The following is a 17,728-nucleotide window of genomic DNA, read 5'->3' on the forward strand; positions in this document are numbered from 1 at the left end:
CTGCCCCGGGAGGTCCGATGACGGACCGGTACCCCCTGGTCGGCAGACAGCGCGGGCCACTCGGAGCGGCGGGCACCGCGGCGGGGACGGCGGAAGTGGAGGACGCGCGGCACGGCTCCCTGCGCCTGCGCGACCTGGTGTCCGGTCAGCTGGAGCGGCTGGCCGAGGTGGCCGGGCTCCCCCCGGCGGACGCCGAGACCTACACCGGGGCGGTGGCGGACGCGCTGGGCCCGGTCGCCGAGCGGTCGCTCGCCCTTCCGCCCGCCTCGCCGAGCTTCCTGTCCGACGACCACACGCCGGTGGAGTTCTCCCTGGCGTTCGTCCCCGGCGAAGCGCCCGGTCTACGCGTGCTGCTCGAACCCGGCCATGCCAGCCCCGATCTGGCCGGCAACGGTCGGGCCGGGCTGGCGGCGATCCACGCCATGGCCGAGCGCTGGCAGTTCGGCACCGGCCAACTCGACCTGCTGGCGGACCTGTTCCTGCCGCCCGACCCCGAAGGGCCGCTCGCGCTGTGGTGCGCCCTGGAGTTGCGGCCCGGCGGCGTGCCGGGCGTCAAGGTCTACCTCAACCCGGCCGCCAACGGCGCCGACCGGGCGGCGGAGACCCTGCGCGAGGCACTGGACCGGCTCGGCCACCACCAGGCGTTCGACACCCTGCCGGCCGGTGACGGCTACCCCTTCCTCGCGCTCGACCTCGGCGACTGGCAGACCCCGCGGGTCAAGGTGTACGTCGCCCACCGCGCCCTGACAGCCGAGGACGCGGGCTCGCTGGCCCCCGGAGCGAGCCCGCAGGAGCAGCAGCGGATGCGGGCGTTCTTCCGCACCGTGAGCGGCTTCCCCGCCCCCGGCGGGGACTTCGCCGCATCCCTCGATCCGGCCGGGCCGTCCACGCTGGACCTCCTGGGCGCCACCGGCAACGACGCCGACCGCCTCTTCCGCGGCCGCGCCCTGACCTGCCATGCCTTCACCGAAACCGTTACCGGCCTGCCCAGCGGCTACACCCTGCACGTGCCCCTGCGCGAGTACGTCGGCGACGACGCCCTGGCCCGGGACCGCACGGTGGCCGTACTGCGCTCGCACGGGATGGACGCCGACGCCCTCGACCGCGCACTGGCCGCCGTGACCTCGCGGCGCCTGAGCGACGGCGTGGGACTGGTCGCCTACGTCGCGCTGGTCCACCAGCGCGGCCGGCAGCCCCGGGCGACCGTCTACGTCTCCTCCGAGGCGTACGCGGTCCAGCCACCGCGCACGGGTGCCGCGCGCGCCCGCCACCCGGTGGGGCGCTGACCCGCCTCCCCGCGCACCTCCGGGACCCCGGGGCCCACCGGCCGCCGGGAGCCGCGCCCGGAACACCCCCGTACCACGGAAAGACAGGAGTAGCCGTCAGCATGGAGCCGTACCGGATCAAGGTTGTCGAGCCCATCCCCTTCACGACCCGGCAGCAGCGCGAAGAGGCGCTGCGGCGAGTGAACTACAACCTGTTCGACCTGCGTGCCGAGGAGGTGACCATCGACCTGCTGACCGACTCGGGGACCGGTGCGCTGTCGGCGGCCCAGCAGGCCGCGGGCATGGCGGGTGACGAGTCGTACTCCGGCTCCCGCTCGTTCTACCGCTTCCACGAGGTGGTCACCGAACTCACCGGGTACCGGCACATCCTGCCCGCGCATCAGGGGCGCGCGGCCGAGCGGGTGCTGTTCTCCACGCTGCTGGAGCCCGGCAAACTCGCCCTGTCCAACACCCACTTCGACACCACCCGGGCGAACGTGGAGCTGGCCGGCGCCGAGGCGCGCGACCTGCCGTGCCCCGAGGCGAAGGACATCGACAGCCCCTCGCCGTTCAAGGGCAACATCGACATCGACGAGCTGCGCCGCATACTCACCGGCCCCGAGGGCCACCGGGTCGCCATGGTGGTCACCACCATCACCAACAACGGCGGCGGCGGCCAGCCCGTCTCGATGGAGAACATCAAGCAGACCTCGGCACTGTGCCGGGCGCACGGCGTCCCCTTCTTCCTGGACGCGGCCCGCTTCGCCGAGAACGCGTGGCTGGTGACCCGCAACGAGTGGGGCTACCAGGACCGCACCCCGCGCCAGGTCGCCGAGGAGGCGTTCCGGCTCGCCGACGGCTGCGTGATGAGCGCGAAGAAGGACGGCATCGTCCACATCGGCGGCTTCATCGGGCTCAACGACGGCGAACTCGCCCAGCGCTGCGAGCTGCTGCTGATCGCCACCGAGGGCTTCGCCACCTACGGCGGTCTCGCCGGGCGCGACCTGGACATGATGGCGCAGGGCCTGACCGAGGTCACCGAGCCCTCCTACCTCGCCGAGCGCGCGGAGATCGCCTCCTACCTGGCGCACCGGGTGCACGCGGCCGGCGTGGACATCCTGGAGCCGCCCGGCATGCACGCCCTCTACCTCAACGCCGGCCGGCTGCTGCCGCACATCCCGCCGCACAACTACCCGGGCCACGCCCTGGCCGTGCAGCTCTACCTGGTGGGCGGCATCCGCTCGGCGGAGCTGGGCTCGCTGTACCTCGGCGAGGAGGACGAGGCGGGCAACCCGACCAAGAGCGCCCCCTACGAGCTGGTCCGCCTCGCGCTGCCGCGCCGGGTCTACACCCGCAGCCACTACGACCACGTCGGGGAGACCCTGGCGGTCATCGCCAAGCACGCCGGCAGCGTGCAGGGCTTCCGCATCACCGAGCAGTCGCCGATCCTGCGCCACTTCCGCGCCACCTTGGAGCCGGTGCCGCTCGGCTACTGACCCGACCCGACACCGGACCCCACGTGCCTCCCCCCTCCGGCCACCTCGCCGCCCTCGCGAGGTGGCCGCGGCATTCCCGCGGCCGCGCCGCCGTGCGGCGACAGCCGCACGGCGGGCTTCTTCCACGTCGGCCCGGCGGCCCCCTGACCCACGAGGCCGAAGGGCGACCGCCTCACGAGCCGACGGCCTGCGCGAAGGTGAACAGGGCGTCGGGGTCGTAGCGGCGCTTGACCTCCACCAGACGCGGGTAGTTGGCGCCGTAGTAGGCGGTGCGCCAGTCGGCGAGGTCGGGGTCGGCGAAGTTGACGTAGGCGCCCGGCAGGACGTGGGGCGCGACGATCTCGCGCAGCTCGCCGAGCCAGCGCAGATGGGCGGGCACGGCGGCGGGGCCGTCCTGCTCGCCCCAGGACGTGTCCATGTTGACCAGGAAGTGCGCGTCCCGGTGCGGGAAGGCCGTCGCGTCGGGCGCCACCTTGTTGACGGCGCCGCCCCAGCCGAACAGGGCCAGGCCGCCGCCGTCGGGGTTGGTGCCGCCCGGCCAGCGGTGGAGGTGGGCCAGCGCCTCGGCGACGGCCTCGGGCGGCAGCGGCTCGGCGGCGAAGTTGGTCCGTACGGCGAAGGCGCCCGCCGAGGTCTCGTGCAGCAGGTACTGCTGGGCCTGCCAGAAGGTGCGGTCGGCGATGTCCTCGCGCACCGGGCGGGCCACGGCGAGCACCGGGTCGAGCAGTTCGCGCAGTTCGCGGGCCGGGCCCAGGTGCAGGCCGATCGCGGAGACGGTGATGTGCGCGCCGTCCGCGGTGCTCGCGCCGAGCCGGATCGACAGCTCGTCGGGGGCGTGCCGCATCACGTCCTGGAGCACCGCGAACACCTTGGGCGCGTCCGCGCCGTCCCACAGCAGCAGGCAGGTGGCGCAGTCGGCGACGGGGAAGGCCCGGTAGGTGAAGGAGACGTTGATGCCGAAGTTGCCGCCCCCGCCGCCGCGGCAGGCCCAGAACAGGTCCGGGTGGTGCTCGGCGTCGCACGTGACGAGTTCGCCGTCCGCGGTGACCAGCGTGGTGCTCAGCAGGGCGTCGGCGGTGAGGCCGAAGGAGCGGGAGGTGGCCGCGGAGCCGCCGCCCAGGGTGAGGCCCGCGATGCCGACCGAGGCGCCGTTGCCGAGCGCGAAGGCGATCTGCTCGGGCTCGATCGCCGCGTACAGGGCGGCCATGGAGGCGCCGCCGGCCGCGGTGACCCGGCCGGCCGAGCCGTCCGCGGTGACCGCGGACAGCGCCCGCACATCCACCACCAGGCCGTCGTTGACGGAGTGGCCGGCGTAGCTGTGGCCGCCGCCGCGGGGCACGATCGGCGTCCCCGTCGCGCGCGCCCACCGCACCGCCCGCTGCACGTCGGCGACGCTTGCGACGCTCACCACGCCGGCCGGACCGCCGTGCGGGAAGCGCTTGTTGAAGGGGGCGCTCGCGTCCTGGAAGCCGGCCGCGCCGGGCCGCAGCACGCGCCCGGAGACCGACCGCTCCAGGTGCCGCCAGTCCGCCTCGGAGGCGGTGTCCACCGCTGCCACGCTCAGGCCACCTCCTCGATGTACGAGACGCCGGTCGCGGCGTGCGGACCGTAGCGCTCCCAGGTCTCGCGCAGCCGCAGCCGGCCGTCGCCGGTGAGTTCGGGCGTGTTCTCGCTGCGGCCGCAGACGACCTCGCCGGTGGCGAAGACGATCGTGTAGCCCATCGACAGGGTGCCGTCGGGGTTGCGGGTGCCGGCCGTCCAGCCGCGCCGCACCCTGCCGCCGGCCACCTCGCCCCACACCAGGTCGTCCTGCTGGTGGTAGACGGCGACGGTGCCGGCGTCGTCGCCGGGCTGCCGGAACCGGCGGCCCTCGTAGTCCACGGGCCCGGCTCCGGGGGGCGTCGTGCCGGTGGACGCGCTGCCGGTGGGGCCGCCGTCCCCGCGCCCGGCGCCCACGGCCCCGGTGCCGGACTCGGTGCCGGTGGGGCCGTTCGCCTCCGCCGCGCCCGCCCGGCCGGTCACGCGGGCTCCTCGGCGAGGTACTGCTCGGACATCCCCGGCTCCCACCAGATCGCGTAGTAGGAGAAGTCCTCGTCGTACTCGTTGGCGACGCGGTGCTCCACGTCGGGTGGCAGCAGGGCGAGGTCGCCGGCGGCGATCTCGCGGCGGTCGCCGCCGGCCAGCAGGACGCCGCGGCCGGACATGGCGATGAAGATCTCCCGGTCGTGGTGGGCGTGCGCCTCGGACACGTCGCCCGGGCGCAGCACGCACCAGGCGCCGCGGAAGGGGGTGTTGAGGCCGGGCCAGGGGTGCAGCAGCGACAGGTCGAGGCCGTGCGCGCGCTCCAGGCGCTCCGGCTCGCGGGGGCGGATGGTCACGCCGGGGTGCTCGTGGTCGGTCAACGTCCCACTCCGATCGACGTGTTCGTTTGGGGTCGGCCGTGCGCGATGGCTTTCAGGCTAGATTCCGCCGGCTCCCTCCCGACAGGGGAACTCTTCCCTCCCGCACGGGAATCTGCGCCGGGAAAAGTTCCCGTCCGGACCGGCAGCATCCCGGCAGCTCTTCCGGCAGCCCACCGGCAACTCACCCACAACTCGCCGACAACTCACAGCCGGCTCAGCGGCAGCGGACCGGCAACTCCGGTCGGCGCACCGGCACGTCACCGGCAACTGACCGGCAACTCACCGGAAAATCCGCGAGCAATTGCACCGAGGCTCTCCCGCGGCGCCATTGCCGCGGCGGCACGGCGGGGCGGATCGGGCCGCGCGGCCCGGAATTCGCCCCCGCGGTCAGCCGTGCCCGAGTCCGGCGTCCTTGGCCAGTACAATTGCCTGCGCCCGGTCGGCCACGCCGAGCTTGCCGAAGATGGCCGAGACGCGGTTGCTCACCGTCTTGGAGGCGAGGGCGAGTTCGCGGGCGATGGCCGAGTTGGACTTCCCGGCCGCGATGCGCTCCAGCACGTCCCGCTCCCTGTTGGTCAGTTGGGGGAACGGGTAGTAGTACTGTCCCGTGGCCGGGCGGATCAGCGCGCTCAGCCGGCCCGCGATCGAGCGGTCCACGATGGCGTCGCCGGCGGCCACGGCCTGGATGCTGCGCAGGATCTGCTCGGCGCTGGCCCGTTTGACGATGTAGCCGCGGGCGCCGGCGTGCAGCGCCGAGGTGATGGCCTTGTCGTCGTCGACCGAGCTGAAGACCAGGACGCCGGTCTCGGGGACCAGCCGCAGCACCCGGGCGATGAGCTGGGTGCCGGCGGGCTCGTCCATCAGCGGGTCGAGCACGAGGACGTCGGGCCGCCAGCGCGCGGCCTCGGCCAGCACCTCCTGGGCGGTGGCCGCCTCGCCCACCACGCGGATGCCGCCCGGGCCCTCCAGGACCGAGCGCACGCCGTGCCGGATCGCCGGCTGGGCGTCGGCGAGCAGCACGGTGAGCGGGCGGGTGTGCGGCGCGTCTTCCCGCGCGCCGGAGGGGAGTTCGCCCCCGCCGCCGGAGCCGTCCGGGAACCGGTGTGCCGATCGGTTCCCGGCATGGTTCTCAGCGCCGTTCTCCGCGTGGTGGTCAGTGCCGTTCCCGGTGCCGTTCCCGGGCTGGTTCCCCGAACCGTTCCCGGATCGGCCTTCGCTATTCTCCTGCCGCACCTCTTGGTGTGACGAGAGTGGCCGATGTAATCTGTTGATGTTCTCCTGCTGGTTCATCTGCCCCTCGACAATGGATAACCACCAATGCGACCGGTCACGGCGGCACTTGTCGGCCACGTACCAGGATGGGGCAGGGAACAGCGGACCGCAATGGGCCACGGGTGCCCTCCGGGATACGCCGGGCGCCCGGAAAGCGCCCGTTCGGCGACGTAGAAAAGGCCCCCGTGGCAGGGAATTGTGCCCCTGCCGGCGGAGTTCCGTGGTAATGGCCCGCGGTTCTCCACCGGACTGGTCCACGGTTCAACCGAATTCTGTTACCGGGCCGATCCGAATTCCGCCGCGCTCATGTGCCCGCCGGGTCCGGCGCCGCGGCGCGCTCCGCGGCCTGCCGCATGATCTCCTCCCGCTCCCGCCAGTGCGACCAGAAGGCGCCGGTGTAGCCGAGCCCGGCCAGGCCGGTCAGGAACGGGTTGTCGGCGTAGTTGTTGTCGTGCTCGCTCATGCCGGCCAGGGTCGGCAGCATCACCCGGTGCCGCTCCCCCTCGGGCACCAGGTCCCACAGCTGCCGCACCGCATCGCCCCACAGCGCGGAGGGGCCGTTGGCGTCGGCGCCCGCGGGCAGCAGGTCCGGGGAGAAGTAGCACACCAGCCGGAAGTCGCCGTGCTCGTCGAACATGAACTGCCGCTCGTACTCCGCCGGGCCCGAGCACGCGGCGAGCGGCTTGAGCAGGATCGGCCCGGTGGCGGTGTCGGACTGCACCCCGGGCACCTGCCGCACCCCGCCGCTGCGTTCGGCCATCGCCATGCCCATCGGGGTGTACGGGAAGAGCCGCAGGCCCAGCGAGAAGCCGGTGACGGTGGCGTCCAGCGCCATGAACGCCTCCACGCAGGCCCGCATGGTCCGCGGTGTCTCGCCGGGCATGCCGAACAGGGCCTCCACCATGGTGAGGATGCCGTGCTGCCGGCACAGCCGCACCAGGCGCTCGGTGTCGGCGAAGTCGTAGTAGGCGGTGCCCTTCCCGGTGACCTTCCAGCCCGCCAGCAGGTCGGGACGGACATGGTCGGAGCCGACGTTCACCCCGCGGCAGCCGGCCTCGGCCAGCAGTTCGGCGAACTCCTCGTCGAACGGGCTCGGTTGGCAGTAGACCCACAGCCGCAGCGCGGCCAGCGGGCCCGCCGGGTCGGCGTGCCGGCGGCGGACGACCTCGCGCAGCACGCTCTTGGCGTGCGCGATCGACAGGTTGAACTCGCTGTCGGTGGTGTGCTGGTCGAGCACGCCCTGGGCGGCCAGCGACTCCATCTCGTCCACCACCGCGGCCACCGAGCGCTGGGCGAAGGCGGTGCCCTTCGCGTCGGGCTCCACGCAGTGCGAGCAGCGGTAGGCGCAGCCGTTCTTGGTCAGGATGCTGCCGAGGCCGCCGTGCCGGTAGTAGCGCAGGTTGTCCACCTTGTACGGGGTCGCCGAGCGCCGTACGTAGCTCGCGGTGCCGTCCACCTGCCAGACCCGCGGCTCGAACTGGCCCGTGGGCAGCGGGACCGCGGGCTTGCCGTGCCGGGTGGCGAGCACCGCGGGCGGCACCCGGGTCACGCCGTCGGGGCCGGCGACGAGCAGGCCGGGCACGGTGCCCGGGTCGCGGCCGGTGGCCAGGGCGTCGGCGAGGTCGCACAGGATCCGCTCGCCGGGGCCCTTCACGCCGTAGTCGACGCCGAAGTATTCGACCAGCGCGAAGGGCATGGTGGAGAAGCCGATGCCGCCGGCCACCACGGGCGCGTCGGTGAGCCGTTTGACCTCGGTGACGATCTCCTTGTGCTCGCCGACGAAGGGCCGCTGCTCGAAGGCGTACACCGTGTCGGTGTTGCGGACGGTGACGCCGACCAGCAGCGGGCTGCGCAGCGCGAAGTACTCGGCGAGGACGGACTTCCAGTCCGCGCGGTGGAAGGTGAGGTCCACGACCTCGACCTCGAAGTCGTCCGCCTCCAGCGCGGTGGTCAGCACGTCGAGCGCGTAGGGCGCGATCGGCGGGTGCACCTTGTTGGGGTTGACCAGAAGCACAAGACCTCTGCTCATCGGGTCTCCGTAAGGGGTGTCAGAGGGGGGCGGGCGCCTGCGGGCCCGGTCAGACGATGCCGAGCGCGATGCCGAACTCCGGCCGGGCGCCCAGCAGGTAGGCGCCGGCCGACTGGAGGATGCGGTCCTGGGCCACCAGGTGCTGGCACATGGTGGTGGTGTCGCGCAGCGCCCGGTCCGGCACCGAGCCGCGGCCGATGGACCAGGTCTGCAGCAGGTCGTAGAGGCGGGCGACGATGGAGCGCGAGGTGCGGAAGGCGTGCACCCAGGCGAGCGGGGAGGCGGCCCGCTCGTCGGGCGTGAGGTCGTCCAGGGTGCCGCCGGCGGCCAGCACCTCCCACTGCCGGGTCATGCTGCGGTAGACACCGCTGCGGGTGGCGTTGTAGTCCGCCTCGCACTCCGCGAGCGCCACCTGGACCCGCCAACTGTCCTTCCACGCGGTGCCCGTCATCCGGTCCACCCGGGTCAGCGCGACCTCCCGCGCGTGGTCCAGCGCGGCCCGGGCCACGCCGAGCGGCACCCCGCACATGGCGCGGGTGAAGGAGTCGGGCTGGGCGAGCGGCGAGGGCCGGCCGTGCACGGTGTCGAAGGTGTAGCTGCGGCTCTCGGGGACGAAGACGTCCGTGATCGTGTAGTCGCAACTGCCGCTGCCGCACAGGCCCGTGGTGTGCCAGGTGTCTATGACCTCCACCTGCTCGCGGGGCACCATGAACTGCCGGGACTCGTGCGGGTTGCTGCCGTCCGGGCTGGCATACGGCTGCCCGTCCTGGAAGACGAAGGCGCCGGAGGTCACCCAGTCGGCGTGGGTGATGCCGCTGCCGAAGGACCAGCGGCCGGTCAACCGGTAGCCGCCGGGCACCCGTTCGGCCCGGCCGGAGGGCTGCAGCAGCCCCGCGGTGACCATGTCGGGCCGCGGGAACATCTCCTTGGCGGCGGTCTGGTCGAGGAAGTTGGCGTAGATACCGCTGTTGGCGCCGATCACCGCGCACCAGGCGGCCGAGGCGTCGCCGTACGCCAGCGCCTCCACGACCTGGGTCTGCTCCATGGAGGTCAGCTCGGGGCCGCCCCACTCGCGGGCCCAGCACATGCCGAACACCCCGGTGCCGCGCAGGAGTTCGACCACGTCGGCGGGCAGCCGGCGGGCCTGCTCGATCTCGCCGGCCCGCTCGCGCAGCACCGGCGCGAGCCGCTCGGCCGCCGCGAGGATCCGCCCGGCGCCGCTCTGCTCCTCGGCGGCCGAGGCCCGGCTCAACGTCATGTCATCGCCCCTCAGGTGGTAGGTCGGGTCGCACAGGCTGCGCGCACAGTGCTCACGGGTGCGCGAGGTCGGTGCGGGGTGGCGCGTCGGCGGTGGGCCCGCGTGGTCAGACGTCGAGGCCGAGGCTGATGCGGAAGCGGGGGGTGCCGCCCAGCAGGTAGGCGCCGACCGACTCCAGGACGGCCTCCTGCGCGGTGAGGTTCTGGCACATCGTGGCCGTGTCGCGCAGCGCGCGGTCCAGCACCGAGCCGTGGCCGATCGACCAGGTCTGCAGCAGGTCGTAGAGCCGCTCGACCACCGAGCGGGCGGTGCGGAAGGCATGCCGCCACGCCAGCGGGGAGGCGGCCCGCTCCTCCACCGTCAGGTCGTCCAGGGTGCCGCCCGCGGCCAGCACCTCCCACTGCCGGGACATGGCGCCGTAGACCCCGGCGCGGCTGGCGTTCAGGTCCGCCTCGCACTCCGCGAGCGCCACCTGCACACGCCGGCTGTCCTTCCACGCGGTGCCCGTCATCCGGTCCACCCGGCTCAGCGCCACCTCCCGCGCGTGGTCCAGCGCGGCCCGGGCGGTCCCGAGCGGGACCCCGCACAACGGCCGCATGTAGGACTCGGGTTGGGCGAGCGGGCTGCGCCTGCCGCGGGCCTCCCAGAAAGTGAAGGTGTGGCTCTCCGGCACGAAGACGTCCGTCATCGTGTAATCGCTGCTGCCGGTGCCGCGCAGGCCGGTGGTGTCCCAGTTGCCGACGACCTCGACGTTCACGCAGGGCACGATGAACTGCCGGGACTCGTGCGGGTTGCTGCCGTCCGGGCTCGCATACGGCTCCCCGTCCTGGAAGACGAAGGCACCGGAGGTCACCCAGTCGCTGTGCGCGATGCCGCTGCCGAACGACCAGCGGCCGGTCAGCCGGTAGCCGCCCGGCACCCGTTCGGCGTGCCCGGCGGGTGCCAGCACGCCCGCGGTGACCATGTCCAGGCGCGGGTAGACCTCCTTGACCACGCCCTGGTCCAGGAAGTTGGCGATCAGCCCGGTGTTGGCGCCGATCACCGCGGCCCAGGCGGCCGAGGCGTCGCCGCGGGCGAGGGTCTCGACCACGTGCGTCTGCTCCATGGAGGTCAGCTCCGGCCCGCCCCACTCGCGGGCCCAGCCCATCCGGAACACCCCGGTGCCGCGCAGGAGTTCGACCACCTCGGCGGGCAGCGTGCGGGCCTGCTCGATCTCGTCCGCGCGCTCGCGCAGCACCGGCACCAGCTGCTCGGCCGCCTTGAGGATGCCGGCGGCGGTGTTGGGCACCGCGTCCGCCGGCACCGCCTGCCTCTCGTCCCCGCGCGCGCCCCCGCTGTCCGTCCGGGCGGCGCCGACCCCGCCGTTCAGGCCGCTCACTCGTCCACGTCCAGCAGTCCGGCGGGCATCGCGAACGGCGCCCGCGGGTCGGCCGGGCCGACCGGTTCGGTGACCGGCTCGACCAGGGCCGCGGCCCGCGCCAGCCGCTCCTGGCAGCCCGCGGTGTCCTCCGCCTCGCACACCACGAAGGAGTGCCGGGCCAGGTAGCCGCCGGGTGGCAGCCGCAGCACCGTGCCGGGGTCGGCCATGGCCGCCGCGGTGACCAGGCCCGGGGAGGCGCCGGGCGCGGGCAGGTGGATCGCGCGCAGCAGGCAGTCGTGGTCGGGGATGCCGAACCGGATGCCGGCCACGGCCCGGCGGGTCGGGGCGGTGTCGGGGCGCTGGCCGGTGGCCACGTCGAAGAGCACCTCGCCCGGCTCGATGCCGGTGGCGATCCGGCCCAGGAAGGGGATGAGGTCGCCGCCGAGCCGGCCGTTGACCTCGATGATCAGCGGGCCGCGGTCGGTGAGGCGGACCTCGCTGTGGGTGATGCCGTCCTCGACGCCGAGCGCCTGGTGCGCCCGGGCCAGGGTGCGCACCAGTTCGGCGTCGTGCAGCAGCGGGTCGGCCGCGTCCACCATGTGGCCGACCTCCTCGAAGTACGGGTGGTCGCTGCTGTACTTGCGGGCCACGAACAGCGGCAGGTACTCGCCCTTGTGCACGGCGCCGTCCACGCTGATCTCCGGCCCCGGCGCGTACTCCTCCACCATCACGCTCGCCCGGTAGGGCCCCGGGTCCACCTCGCTCGCGGCCAGGGCCACCCGGAAGGCACCGGTCAGCTCGGCCTCGTCCGCGGCGAACACCACCCCGATGCTCGCGCCCATCGCCCGCGGCTTGACCACCACCGGGTAGCCGATCCGCGCGGCCGCCGCCCGCGCCTCGGCGACGGTGGTGGTCAGCGCGAAGCCGGGCTGGTGCAGGCCGGCTGCGGTCAGCTCCGCCCGGGTCAGCTCCTTGTCGCGGCAGCCGCGCACCCCGCGTGCGGACAGCCCCGGCACCCCGAACTCGGCGGCCAGCAGCCCCGCGTCGAGCACCAGCGGCTCGTCCCAGCACATCAGGGCGACGACATCGCGGCGGGCGGCGACCTCGCGGGCCGCCCGCGCCATCACCTCGGAGTCGAAGACATTGGCGACGACGACCTCGTCGAAGTACTCCTTCTGCCAGGTCGGCTTGAGGTTGTTGAGCAGCACCAGGTCCAGGCCCGCCGCGCGGGCCCGGCGGCTGATGGGCGCGACCAGATACTCCCGGTAGACCTTCAGCCCGCTGCCGATGACGAGCAGGGTGGCCCGGCCCATCAGGCGACCCCCTGCTCGGCGGCGGGGACGGCGGCCGGCACGGCGGTCGGGGTGCGGCGGGCCAGCAGGTCGGTGACGATGTCGTGGCTGCGGTTGGCGAGCACGCTGATCAGGGAGTCCGCGATGCCGTGCGTGGCCTCGTTGACGCCCTGCAGGTAGAGCGCGCCGGGGGTGGCCGCGCCCAGGTCCACCCGGTAGTTGCGGCTGACCGCCACCTCGTCCAGGCCGGCCCGCTCGGCGAGGTCGCGCACCAGGGCGGGCATCCGCCCGTCGAACCCGGTGCCGAGCAGCACCAGGTCGCAGCGGTGCGGCCACTCCTTGCCGGTCCTGCGGTCGCGCAGGTCGAGGACCACCTCGCCGTCCTCGACGCGGGCGTCCACCACCTCGGTCATCGCCCGGATCTCGGAGCGGGCCACACCGCCGCCGAGCATCCGCTGCCGGTACAGCATTTCGTAGAGCTGGTCGAGGAACGGCGGGGCGAGGCCGGCGTAATTCGTCAGCCGCATCTCGTCCAGCACCTGGGCGCGCACGTCTTTCGGCGCGTCGTAGAACTCGTCCACGAAGGACGGGAAGAACAGCTCATTGACGAATTTGCTGGTCTGGTAGTTCTGCAGGCCGACCGAGCGGACGACCATGAGAATACGGCTGTTGGGCAGGTTCTCGTGCAGGGCGTAGAACATCTCCGCGGCCGACTGGGCGCCGCCGACGACGACCGCGCGCACCGGGTCGTCCTTCGGAATTCCGGCGATCCGCGAGCGGTACGCCGAACTGTGCACCACCCGCTCGGCGGGCAGGCCGGCGAAGACCTCGGGCACCCGCGGGTCGCGGCCGCCGCCGATCACCAGGTCCCGGCAGGCGATGGTGTCGCCGTCGGCGAGCTGCACCTTCCAGCCGGTGAGCAGGCCCTGCCCGTCGTACTGCGGGACGACCGAGGTCACCCGCGCGCTGTAGCGGATCCGCACCCGCTCCAGGGAGGCGGCCACCCACTGCAGGTAGTCGGAGAACTCCCACCGGTAGGGGTGGAAAGTGCCCAGGTTGACGAACGCGTCCAGTCTGCCCTGGTCGTGCAGGAAGCTCAGGAACGAGAACCGGCTGCGCGGGTTGCGCAGCGTCACCAGGTCCTTGAGGAACGACACCTGGCTGCGGGCCCACGGCATCAGCAGGTCGCGCTGCCACTTGATGTCCGGGGCCTGCTCCAGCAGCAGGGTGCCCTCGGCAAGTTCGGGCGACCCGGACTCCTCGATCGCGGCAGCCAGGGCCAGGTTCGCCGGCCCCGCACCGATCGCCAGTACACCAACCTCGCGGTCAGCCACACTTCCCCCTCGAAGACAGTGATCCCTTTAATGGAACGAAGCAACGAGATCGAACCGGAGTTCATCATAGGAAGCCGCCGTTCCCGGCCCCTAGGGGCGAAATTCCCGGTCGGCGGGGAAATTCGGGGTGGCGCGTGGAACACCCGGCGAAGACGCCGGAATTCTCTCCCGTGAAGCCGTGGCCGGAAATACGGAAAAGGGCAGGACGCGGCGCCGGCACCACCGGTTCTCCGGTCTGCCGGACCCACGCCCTGCCGCTTCCCTTCGGTGAATTCCTGTGAATGGCCGGTGAATTGAGTGGGGCCCGTGCGCTATTCCGTCTCGATCCGCACCAGCGCCGCGGCCTGCTCGCCCAGCCGGTACGCCTCGGCGGGGCTGCCCGCGCGCGTCATCACGATCCCCACCCGGTCCCAGGAGTTGCGCACGCCGGTCGCGCGCGTGCCCGGCGGCACCCCGCAGTCCAGGTGGAAGACGCCCTCGGCCTTCGCCGCCTCGGCCACGCCCTCGACGGCGACCACCGTGCCGGGCGGCGGCGCCAGGAACCGTACGGCGGCGCCGCCTTCGGCCTTCTCCGGCAGGTCGTCCGGCCGCTCGCCCTTCATGACGGCGAAGTAGGCGCGGAAGAACTCCACCGGGTAGGCGGCCTCGATGATGTCCACGATCGCGTCGCCCGGCATCCGCCCGGCGCACTCCACCAGGTGGGGCTCCCCACCGGAGACGATCCACTCGCAGTGCACCACACCGTCACGGAAGCCGGTCGCCTCGACGACGGCCGCGGTCCGCTCGCCCAGCAGCGCGGTCAGCTCGGCGGGGATGTCGGCCGGCACGACGTGCGCCAACTCCACCGGGTAGGGCCCGGGATAGAGCTCCTTGCGCGTGACGTTGGTGAACAGCGGCTCGCCGCCGCCCACCAGCATCTCCACGCTGAACTCCGGGCCCTGGACGAACTCCTCGGCGAGCATGGCCAGTTCCATCGGCCGGTCGGGCACGAAGATCCCCTCGTCCTGGACCACGCAGTGCGCCCAGGCGGCCTCCGCCTCGGCCGGGCCGCCGTACAGCACCTGCACGCCGATCGACGCCTGCCGGTTGGCGGGCTTGAGCACCACGGGACCGGGGTGCTCGGCCATGAACGCCCGTACGTCCTGGGGCCCTTCGACCCGGCGGCTGGCCGGGTTCGCGATCCCGGCCGCCGAGGTCACCTGCCGCAGCAGCGCCTTGTCACGCAGGATCTGCGCCGCGCCCAGGCTCGCGCCCGGCAGCCCGTAGCGCTCGGCGAGGCGGGCCGCGAACGGGGTGGCGTACTCCACGGCGGGCACGATCGCGGCCGGGTCGAGGTCGCGGTGGGCGTGGAAGAAGGCGTCCGCCTGCCCCTGTCGGTGGTACTCCCACGCGATCAGCCCGCGCGCGTACGGCACTTCGGCGAGCTTCTCGGCCGCCTGCCGCTTGCGGGCCACATCGGGCTCCTCGACGTAGACCACCGAGCCGGGCGGCTGGAACCGCTCGATGAACGGGATGGCCAGGCCGACGAATCCGACGACCACCGCCGGTCCGCTCGGGGTGTGCTGCGTGCTCATGCCGTACCTCCCACGACTTCGGGTTCGCCCTGGCCGCCCCCTCCTGGGGCGATCTTCTGCTCCGGGTCGCGCGGCCGCGCTCCCCGGTTGAGCCCCGCCATGGCGAGCAGCCCCGCCACCGCGTTCACGGCCGCGCACAGCACCCAGAAGCCGTGGTCGAGCCGGGTCCACACGAAGACCGCGAAGAGCGGCCCGACCGCGGAGGCGAGCCCGGCCATGGCCTGCATGGTGCCGATGTAGCGGGCCTTCAGCGCCGCCGGGAAGGTCGCCGGGTGGGCGAACATGCTGGGCCCGGCGATCATCAGCCCGCCGACCTCCAGCACCGCGCCGATCAGGAAGAAGGCCGGCGAGTGGGCGACGAGCGCGTACACCGCGAAGCCGGCGGAGTTCACCAGGTGCCCGATCATCACCGCGGTGTGCGTGGGGATGCGCAGGATGTACGTGGTGACCTTCAGCTCGCAGGTGATCAGCACCACCGAGGAGACGGTGAGCACCGCGCTGTAGAGGCCGGTCGGGTAGTCGTCCGCGCGGACCTGGAGCGGCAGCGCGATCATCGACTGCACATAGGTGATGGTGCCGAGCAGCACGGCGAGCAGGTAGAAGACGTACTTGCGGTCGCGCAGCATGGCGGCGTAGGCGGCGCGTCCGGTCAACTCGGCAGGTTCCGGGGTGCCTTCGCCGTCCTTCTTCGCCGACTCGACTTCTGCCGCCACCTGTTCGGTCTCCTCGGTGGCCGTCGCCGCTTCCGCAGGCCCGGCGTGGCGCGGCAGCAGCGCGAAGGCGAGCAGGGCCCACAGCAGGGTGGTGGCGCCGTCGAGCCAGAACAGCGCGTCCCAATCGGCCAGGATGAGGCCCGCGGCGATCAACGGGGCCAGCGCGGCACCGGTGTTGATGGCGATCCGCATCATGGAGAATCCCATCACCTGCTGCCGCTCGGGCATCAGGTCGCTGAGCAGCACCGAGGCCGCGGGCCGGTACGCCTGCGCGAGCAGCCCGGCCAGCGCCACCACGACCAGCAGCGGGGCCAGCAGCGAGGAGCGGCTGAGCGCGGGGATCACCGCGACCAGCGGGCCCGAGCCGGCCATCGCCATCACGATGGTGGCGCGCGGCCCGAACCGCGAGGTGGCCTCCCCGCCCAGCATGGTGCCCAGCACCGTGCCCGCGCTGTAGGCGACGAGCGACAGGCCGGCGTCGTCCACCGACAGGTGGCGGTGGGTCAGGTAGAGCACCAGGAACGTCTGGACGAAGGCGCCCAGTTGGTTCACCAGCATGCCGCCCAGCAGGTAACGCACCGCGAGCGGTGTGGACTTCAGCGTCTCCAGGACGCCGACGTGGGCGTCGTCCGTCATGCCGCGGCCTCCCTGGCAGCTTCGGTGATCCGTCGTGCGACCAGCGGCGCCTCGGCGAAGCCGGTGCCCCCGCAGGCCGGGCGCGACCACAGGCGCGGCCCGATCCGGGCCAGGTGGGCGCCGCCGTCGCGGGCGTCGGCGGCGTAGTGGCAGGCGCGCGCGCCCACCACCTCGTACGCCTCGATGTCCGGCAGCACCCCGGACCCGGCGAGCCGCAGCGCCCAGGGCTCCTGGTCCTCCTCCGCGGCGCCCCCTGTGCCGGGCACCGCCCGGCACACCGCGTCGGAGCTGATCTTCAGCAGCGCGCCCCCGCCCGGCGGCAGCGCCCAGCCGCGCCCGTCGGCGCCGAGGCCGCCCGCGGCCGGCGCCCCGCGCCACCGGGCGGCCAGGGCGGAGGGCGGCCGCAGGTAGAGCATCGTCTGCCGGTACACCACCACCGGGTGGCCGGCCAGCTCGCGCGTCCACGGCCCGGCCGCGACGAGCACCAGGTCGCCGTGGACGACCTCGCCGCCGCGCAGCCGCACCCGGCCGTCGTCGGCGGAGACCGCGGCGACCTCGCAGCCGGGGCGCAGCTCCACCGCGGGGTGCCCGGCCAGCCACGCGGCCGCCGACCGCAGCACCTGCTCGGCGAGCAGCACCCCAGCGGCCTCCTCGCGCACCGCCACGGTGCCCTCGGGGGCGCCGACCGGCGGCAGTTCCGCCTCCGCCGTCACCGGCAGCCCGGCCGCCCGCGCGCAGGCCAGCACCTCGGCCACCCGCTCACGCGGCCAGGCCGTCACCACACCGACCCGGCGGTAGAAACCGCCGCCCAGCACGGCCGCCAGCTCGCGCCAGCGCCGCTCGGCCCCGGCCAGCTCCCGGCTGCGCCCCGGGTTGCCGACGGCGAGCGTGCGCAGCGCCCGGTGCTGGTCGTGGGAGGTCGCCGCCGGGTCGGGGACGGTGCCGCGCTCCAGCACCGTCACCCGGTGGCCGGCCAGCGCGCACTCCACCGCGGTGAGCAGCCCGGTGACCCCGGCGCCCACGACGAGCACGCGGGCGGCGGCCCGGGTGGCGGGGGCCCTGCGGCTTCGGCGGTCTGCTCCCGCCACCCGTTGCCC

General features: G+C 73.6%; 14 protein-coding genes and 1 pseudogene. 2 read left to right on the forward strand and 13 right to left on the reverse strand.

Features of this window, described 5'->3' with window-relative positions; genetic code table 11:
• The first annotated feature begins 17 nt into the window (after nt 1-17).
• Nucleotides 18-1,286 carry a tryptophan dimethylallyltransferase family protein gene (locus BLR33_RS16155; RefSeq protein ID WP_093785140.1) on the forward strand — a complete coding sequence of 423 codons (1,269 nt, stop codon included), beginning with the start codon at nt 18-20 and terminating at the stop codon, nt 1,284-1,286.
• 101 nt (nt 1,287-1,387) lie between these two features.
• Nucleotides 1,388-2,761, forward strand: coding sequence for a tryptophanase (locus tag BLR33_RS16160; RefSeq protein ID WP_093785141.1), 1,374 nt, complete (start codon nt 1,388-1,390; stop codon nt 2,759-2,761).
• A 172-nt stretch (nt 2,762-2,933) separates the two neighbouring features.
• Here BLR33_RS16160 and BLR33_RS37140 read toward each other — a convergent pair whose 3' ends face one another.
• The 13 genes and pseudogenes from BLR33_RS37140 to BLR33_RS16220 all read right to left on the reverse strand — a co-directional run bounded on the left by BLR33_RS37140 (nt 2,934) and on the right by BLR33_RS16220 (nt 17,719).
• A complete protein-coding gene (locus BLR33_RS37140) occupies nt 2,934-3,128 on the reverse strand; it encodes a BBE domain-containing protein (RefSeq protein ID WP_407639687.1) in 195 nt (64 codons plus the stop codon).
• A 663-nt stretch (nt 3,129-3,791) separates the two neighbouring features.
• A pseudogene (locus BLR33_RS37145) lies at nt 3,792-4,319 on the reverse strand (FAD-binding oxidoreductase); the annotation flags it as partial.
• A gap of 2 nt (nt 4,320-4,321) precedes the next feature.
• Nucleotides 4,322-4,783: a hypothetical protein gene (locus BLR33_RS16170; RefSeq protein ID WP_322987163.1), complete on the reverse strand. Its 462-nt coding sequence runs from the start codon at nt 4,781-4,783 to the stop codon at nt 4,322-4,324.
• Nucleotides 4,780-5,163: a cupin domain-containing protein gene (locus BLR33_RS16175; protein WP_093785142.1), complete on the reverse strand. Its 384-nt coding sequence runs from the start codon at nt 5,161-5,163 to the stop codon at nt 4,780-4,782. Before BLR33_RS16175 ends, BLR33_RS16170 begins: the two co-directional genes overlap by 4 nt.
• A 387-nt stretch (nt 5,164-5,550) precedes the next feature.
• Complete coding sequence (locus BLR33_RS16180) at nt 5,551-6,183, reverse strand: LuxR C-terminal-related transcriptional regulator (RefSeq protein WP_245771437.1); 633 nt, start codon at nt 6,181-6,183, stop codon at nt 5,551-5,553.
• 556 nt (nt 6,184-6,739) lie between these two features.
• Nucleotides 6,740-8,464: a tryptophan 2-C-methyltransferase gene (tsrT, locus tag BLR33_RS16185; RefSeq protein ID WP_093785144.1), complete on the reverse strand. Its 1,725-nt coding sequence runs from the start codon at nt 8,462-8,464 to the stop codon at nt 6,740-6,742.
• A 49-nt stretch (nt 8,465-8,513) separates the two neighbouring features.
• A complete protein-coding gene (locus BLR33_RS16190; RefSeq protein WP_093785145.1) occupies nt 8,514-9,722 on the reverse strand; it encodes an acyl-CoA dehydrogenase family protein in 1,209 nt (402 codons plus the stop codon).
• 106 nt (nt 9,723-9,828) lie between these two features.
• Nucleotides 9,829-11,100: an acyl-CoA dehydrogenase family protein gene (locus BLR33_RS16195; protein WP_322987164.1), complete on the reverse strand. Its 1,272-nt coding sequence runs from the start codon at nt 11,098-11,100 to the stop codon at nt 9,829-9,831.
• Nucleotides 11,097-12,395, reverse strand: coding sequence for an ATP-grasp domain-containing protein (locus tag BLR33_RS16200; protein ID WP_093785146.1), 1,299 nt, complete (start codon nt 12,393-12,395; stop codon nt 11,097-11,099). The genes BLR33_RS16195 and BLR33_RS16200 overlap by 4 nt, the downstream gene beginning before the upstream one ends.
• Nucleotides 12,395-13,708, reverse strand: a complete 1,314-nt coding sequence (locus tag BLR33_RS16205) for a lysine N(6)-hydroxylase/L-ornithine N(5)-oxygenase family protein (RefSeq protein WP_093785147.1) — start codon at nt 13,706-13,708, stop codon at nt 12,395-12,397. Before BLR33_RS16205 ends, BLR33_RS16200 begins: the two co-directional genes overlap by 1 nt.
• 311 nt (nt 13,709-14,019) lie before the next feature.
• On the reverse strand, nt 14,020-15,282 hold the full coding sequence (locus tag BLR33_RS16210) for an ATP-grasp domain-containing protein (RefSeq protein ID WP_093785148.1): 1,263 nt from the start codon (nt 15,280-15,282) through the stop codon (nt 14,020-14,022).
• Nucleotides 15,279-16,631: an MFS transporter gene (locus tag BLR33_RS16215; protein ID WP_093785149.1), complete on the reverse strand. Its 1,353-nt coding sequence runs from the start codon at nt 16,629-16,631 to the stop codon at nt 15,279-15,281. The genes BLR33_RS16210 and BLR33_RS16215 overlap by 4 nt, the downstream gene beginning before the upstream one ends.
• Entirely contained in the window at nt 16,628-17,719 is a 1,092-nt protein-coding gene (locus BLR33_RS16220) for an NAD(P)/FAD-dependent oxidoreductase (RefSeq protein ID WP_218136657.1), read from the reverse strand. The genes BLR33_RS16215 and BLR33_RS16220 overlap by 4 nt, the downstream gene beginning before the upstream one ends.
• Nucleotides 17,720-17,728 lie beyond the last annotated feature (9 nt).

This window comes from Actinacidiphila guanduensis (assembly GCF_900103985.1).
GTDB classification, from domain to species: domain Bacteria; phylum Actinomycetota; class Actinomycetes; order Streptomycetales; family Streptomycetaceae; genus Actinacidiphila; species Actinacidiphila guanduensis.

Coding starts and splice junctions, on each gene's coding strand:
- BLR33_RS16200 (WP_093785146.1), bottom strand. CDS start 12,395: ATGGGCCGGGCCACCCTGCTCGTCATCGGCAGCGGGCTGAAGGTCTAC.
- BLR33_RS16215 (WP_093785149.1), bottom strand. CDS start 16,631: ATGACGGACGACGCCCACGTCGGCGTCCTGGAGACGCTGAAGTCCACA.
- BLR33_RS16155 (WP_093785140.1), top strand. CDS start 18: ATGACGGACCGGTACCCCCTGGTCGGCAGACAGCGCGGGCCACTCGGA.
- BLR33_RS16190 (WP_093785145.1), bottom strand. CDS start 9,722: ATGACGTTGAGCCGGGCCTCGGCCGCCGAGGAGCAGAGCGGCGCCGGG.
- tsrT (WP_093785144.1), bottom strand. CDS start 8,464: ATGAGCAGAGGTCTTGTGCTTCTGGTCAACCCCAACAAGGTGCACCCG.
- BLR33_RS16210 (WP_093785148.1), bottom strand. CDS start 15,282: ATGAGCACGCAGCACACCCCGAGCGGACCGGCGGTGGTCGTCGGATTC.
- BLR33_RS16160 (WP_093785141.1), top strand. CDS start 1,388: ATGGAGCCGTACCGGATCAAGGTTGTCGAGCCCATCCCCTTCACGACC.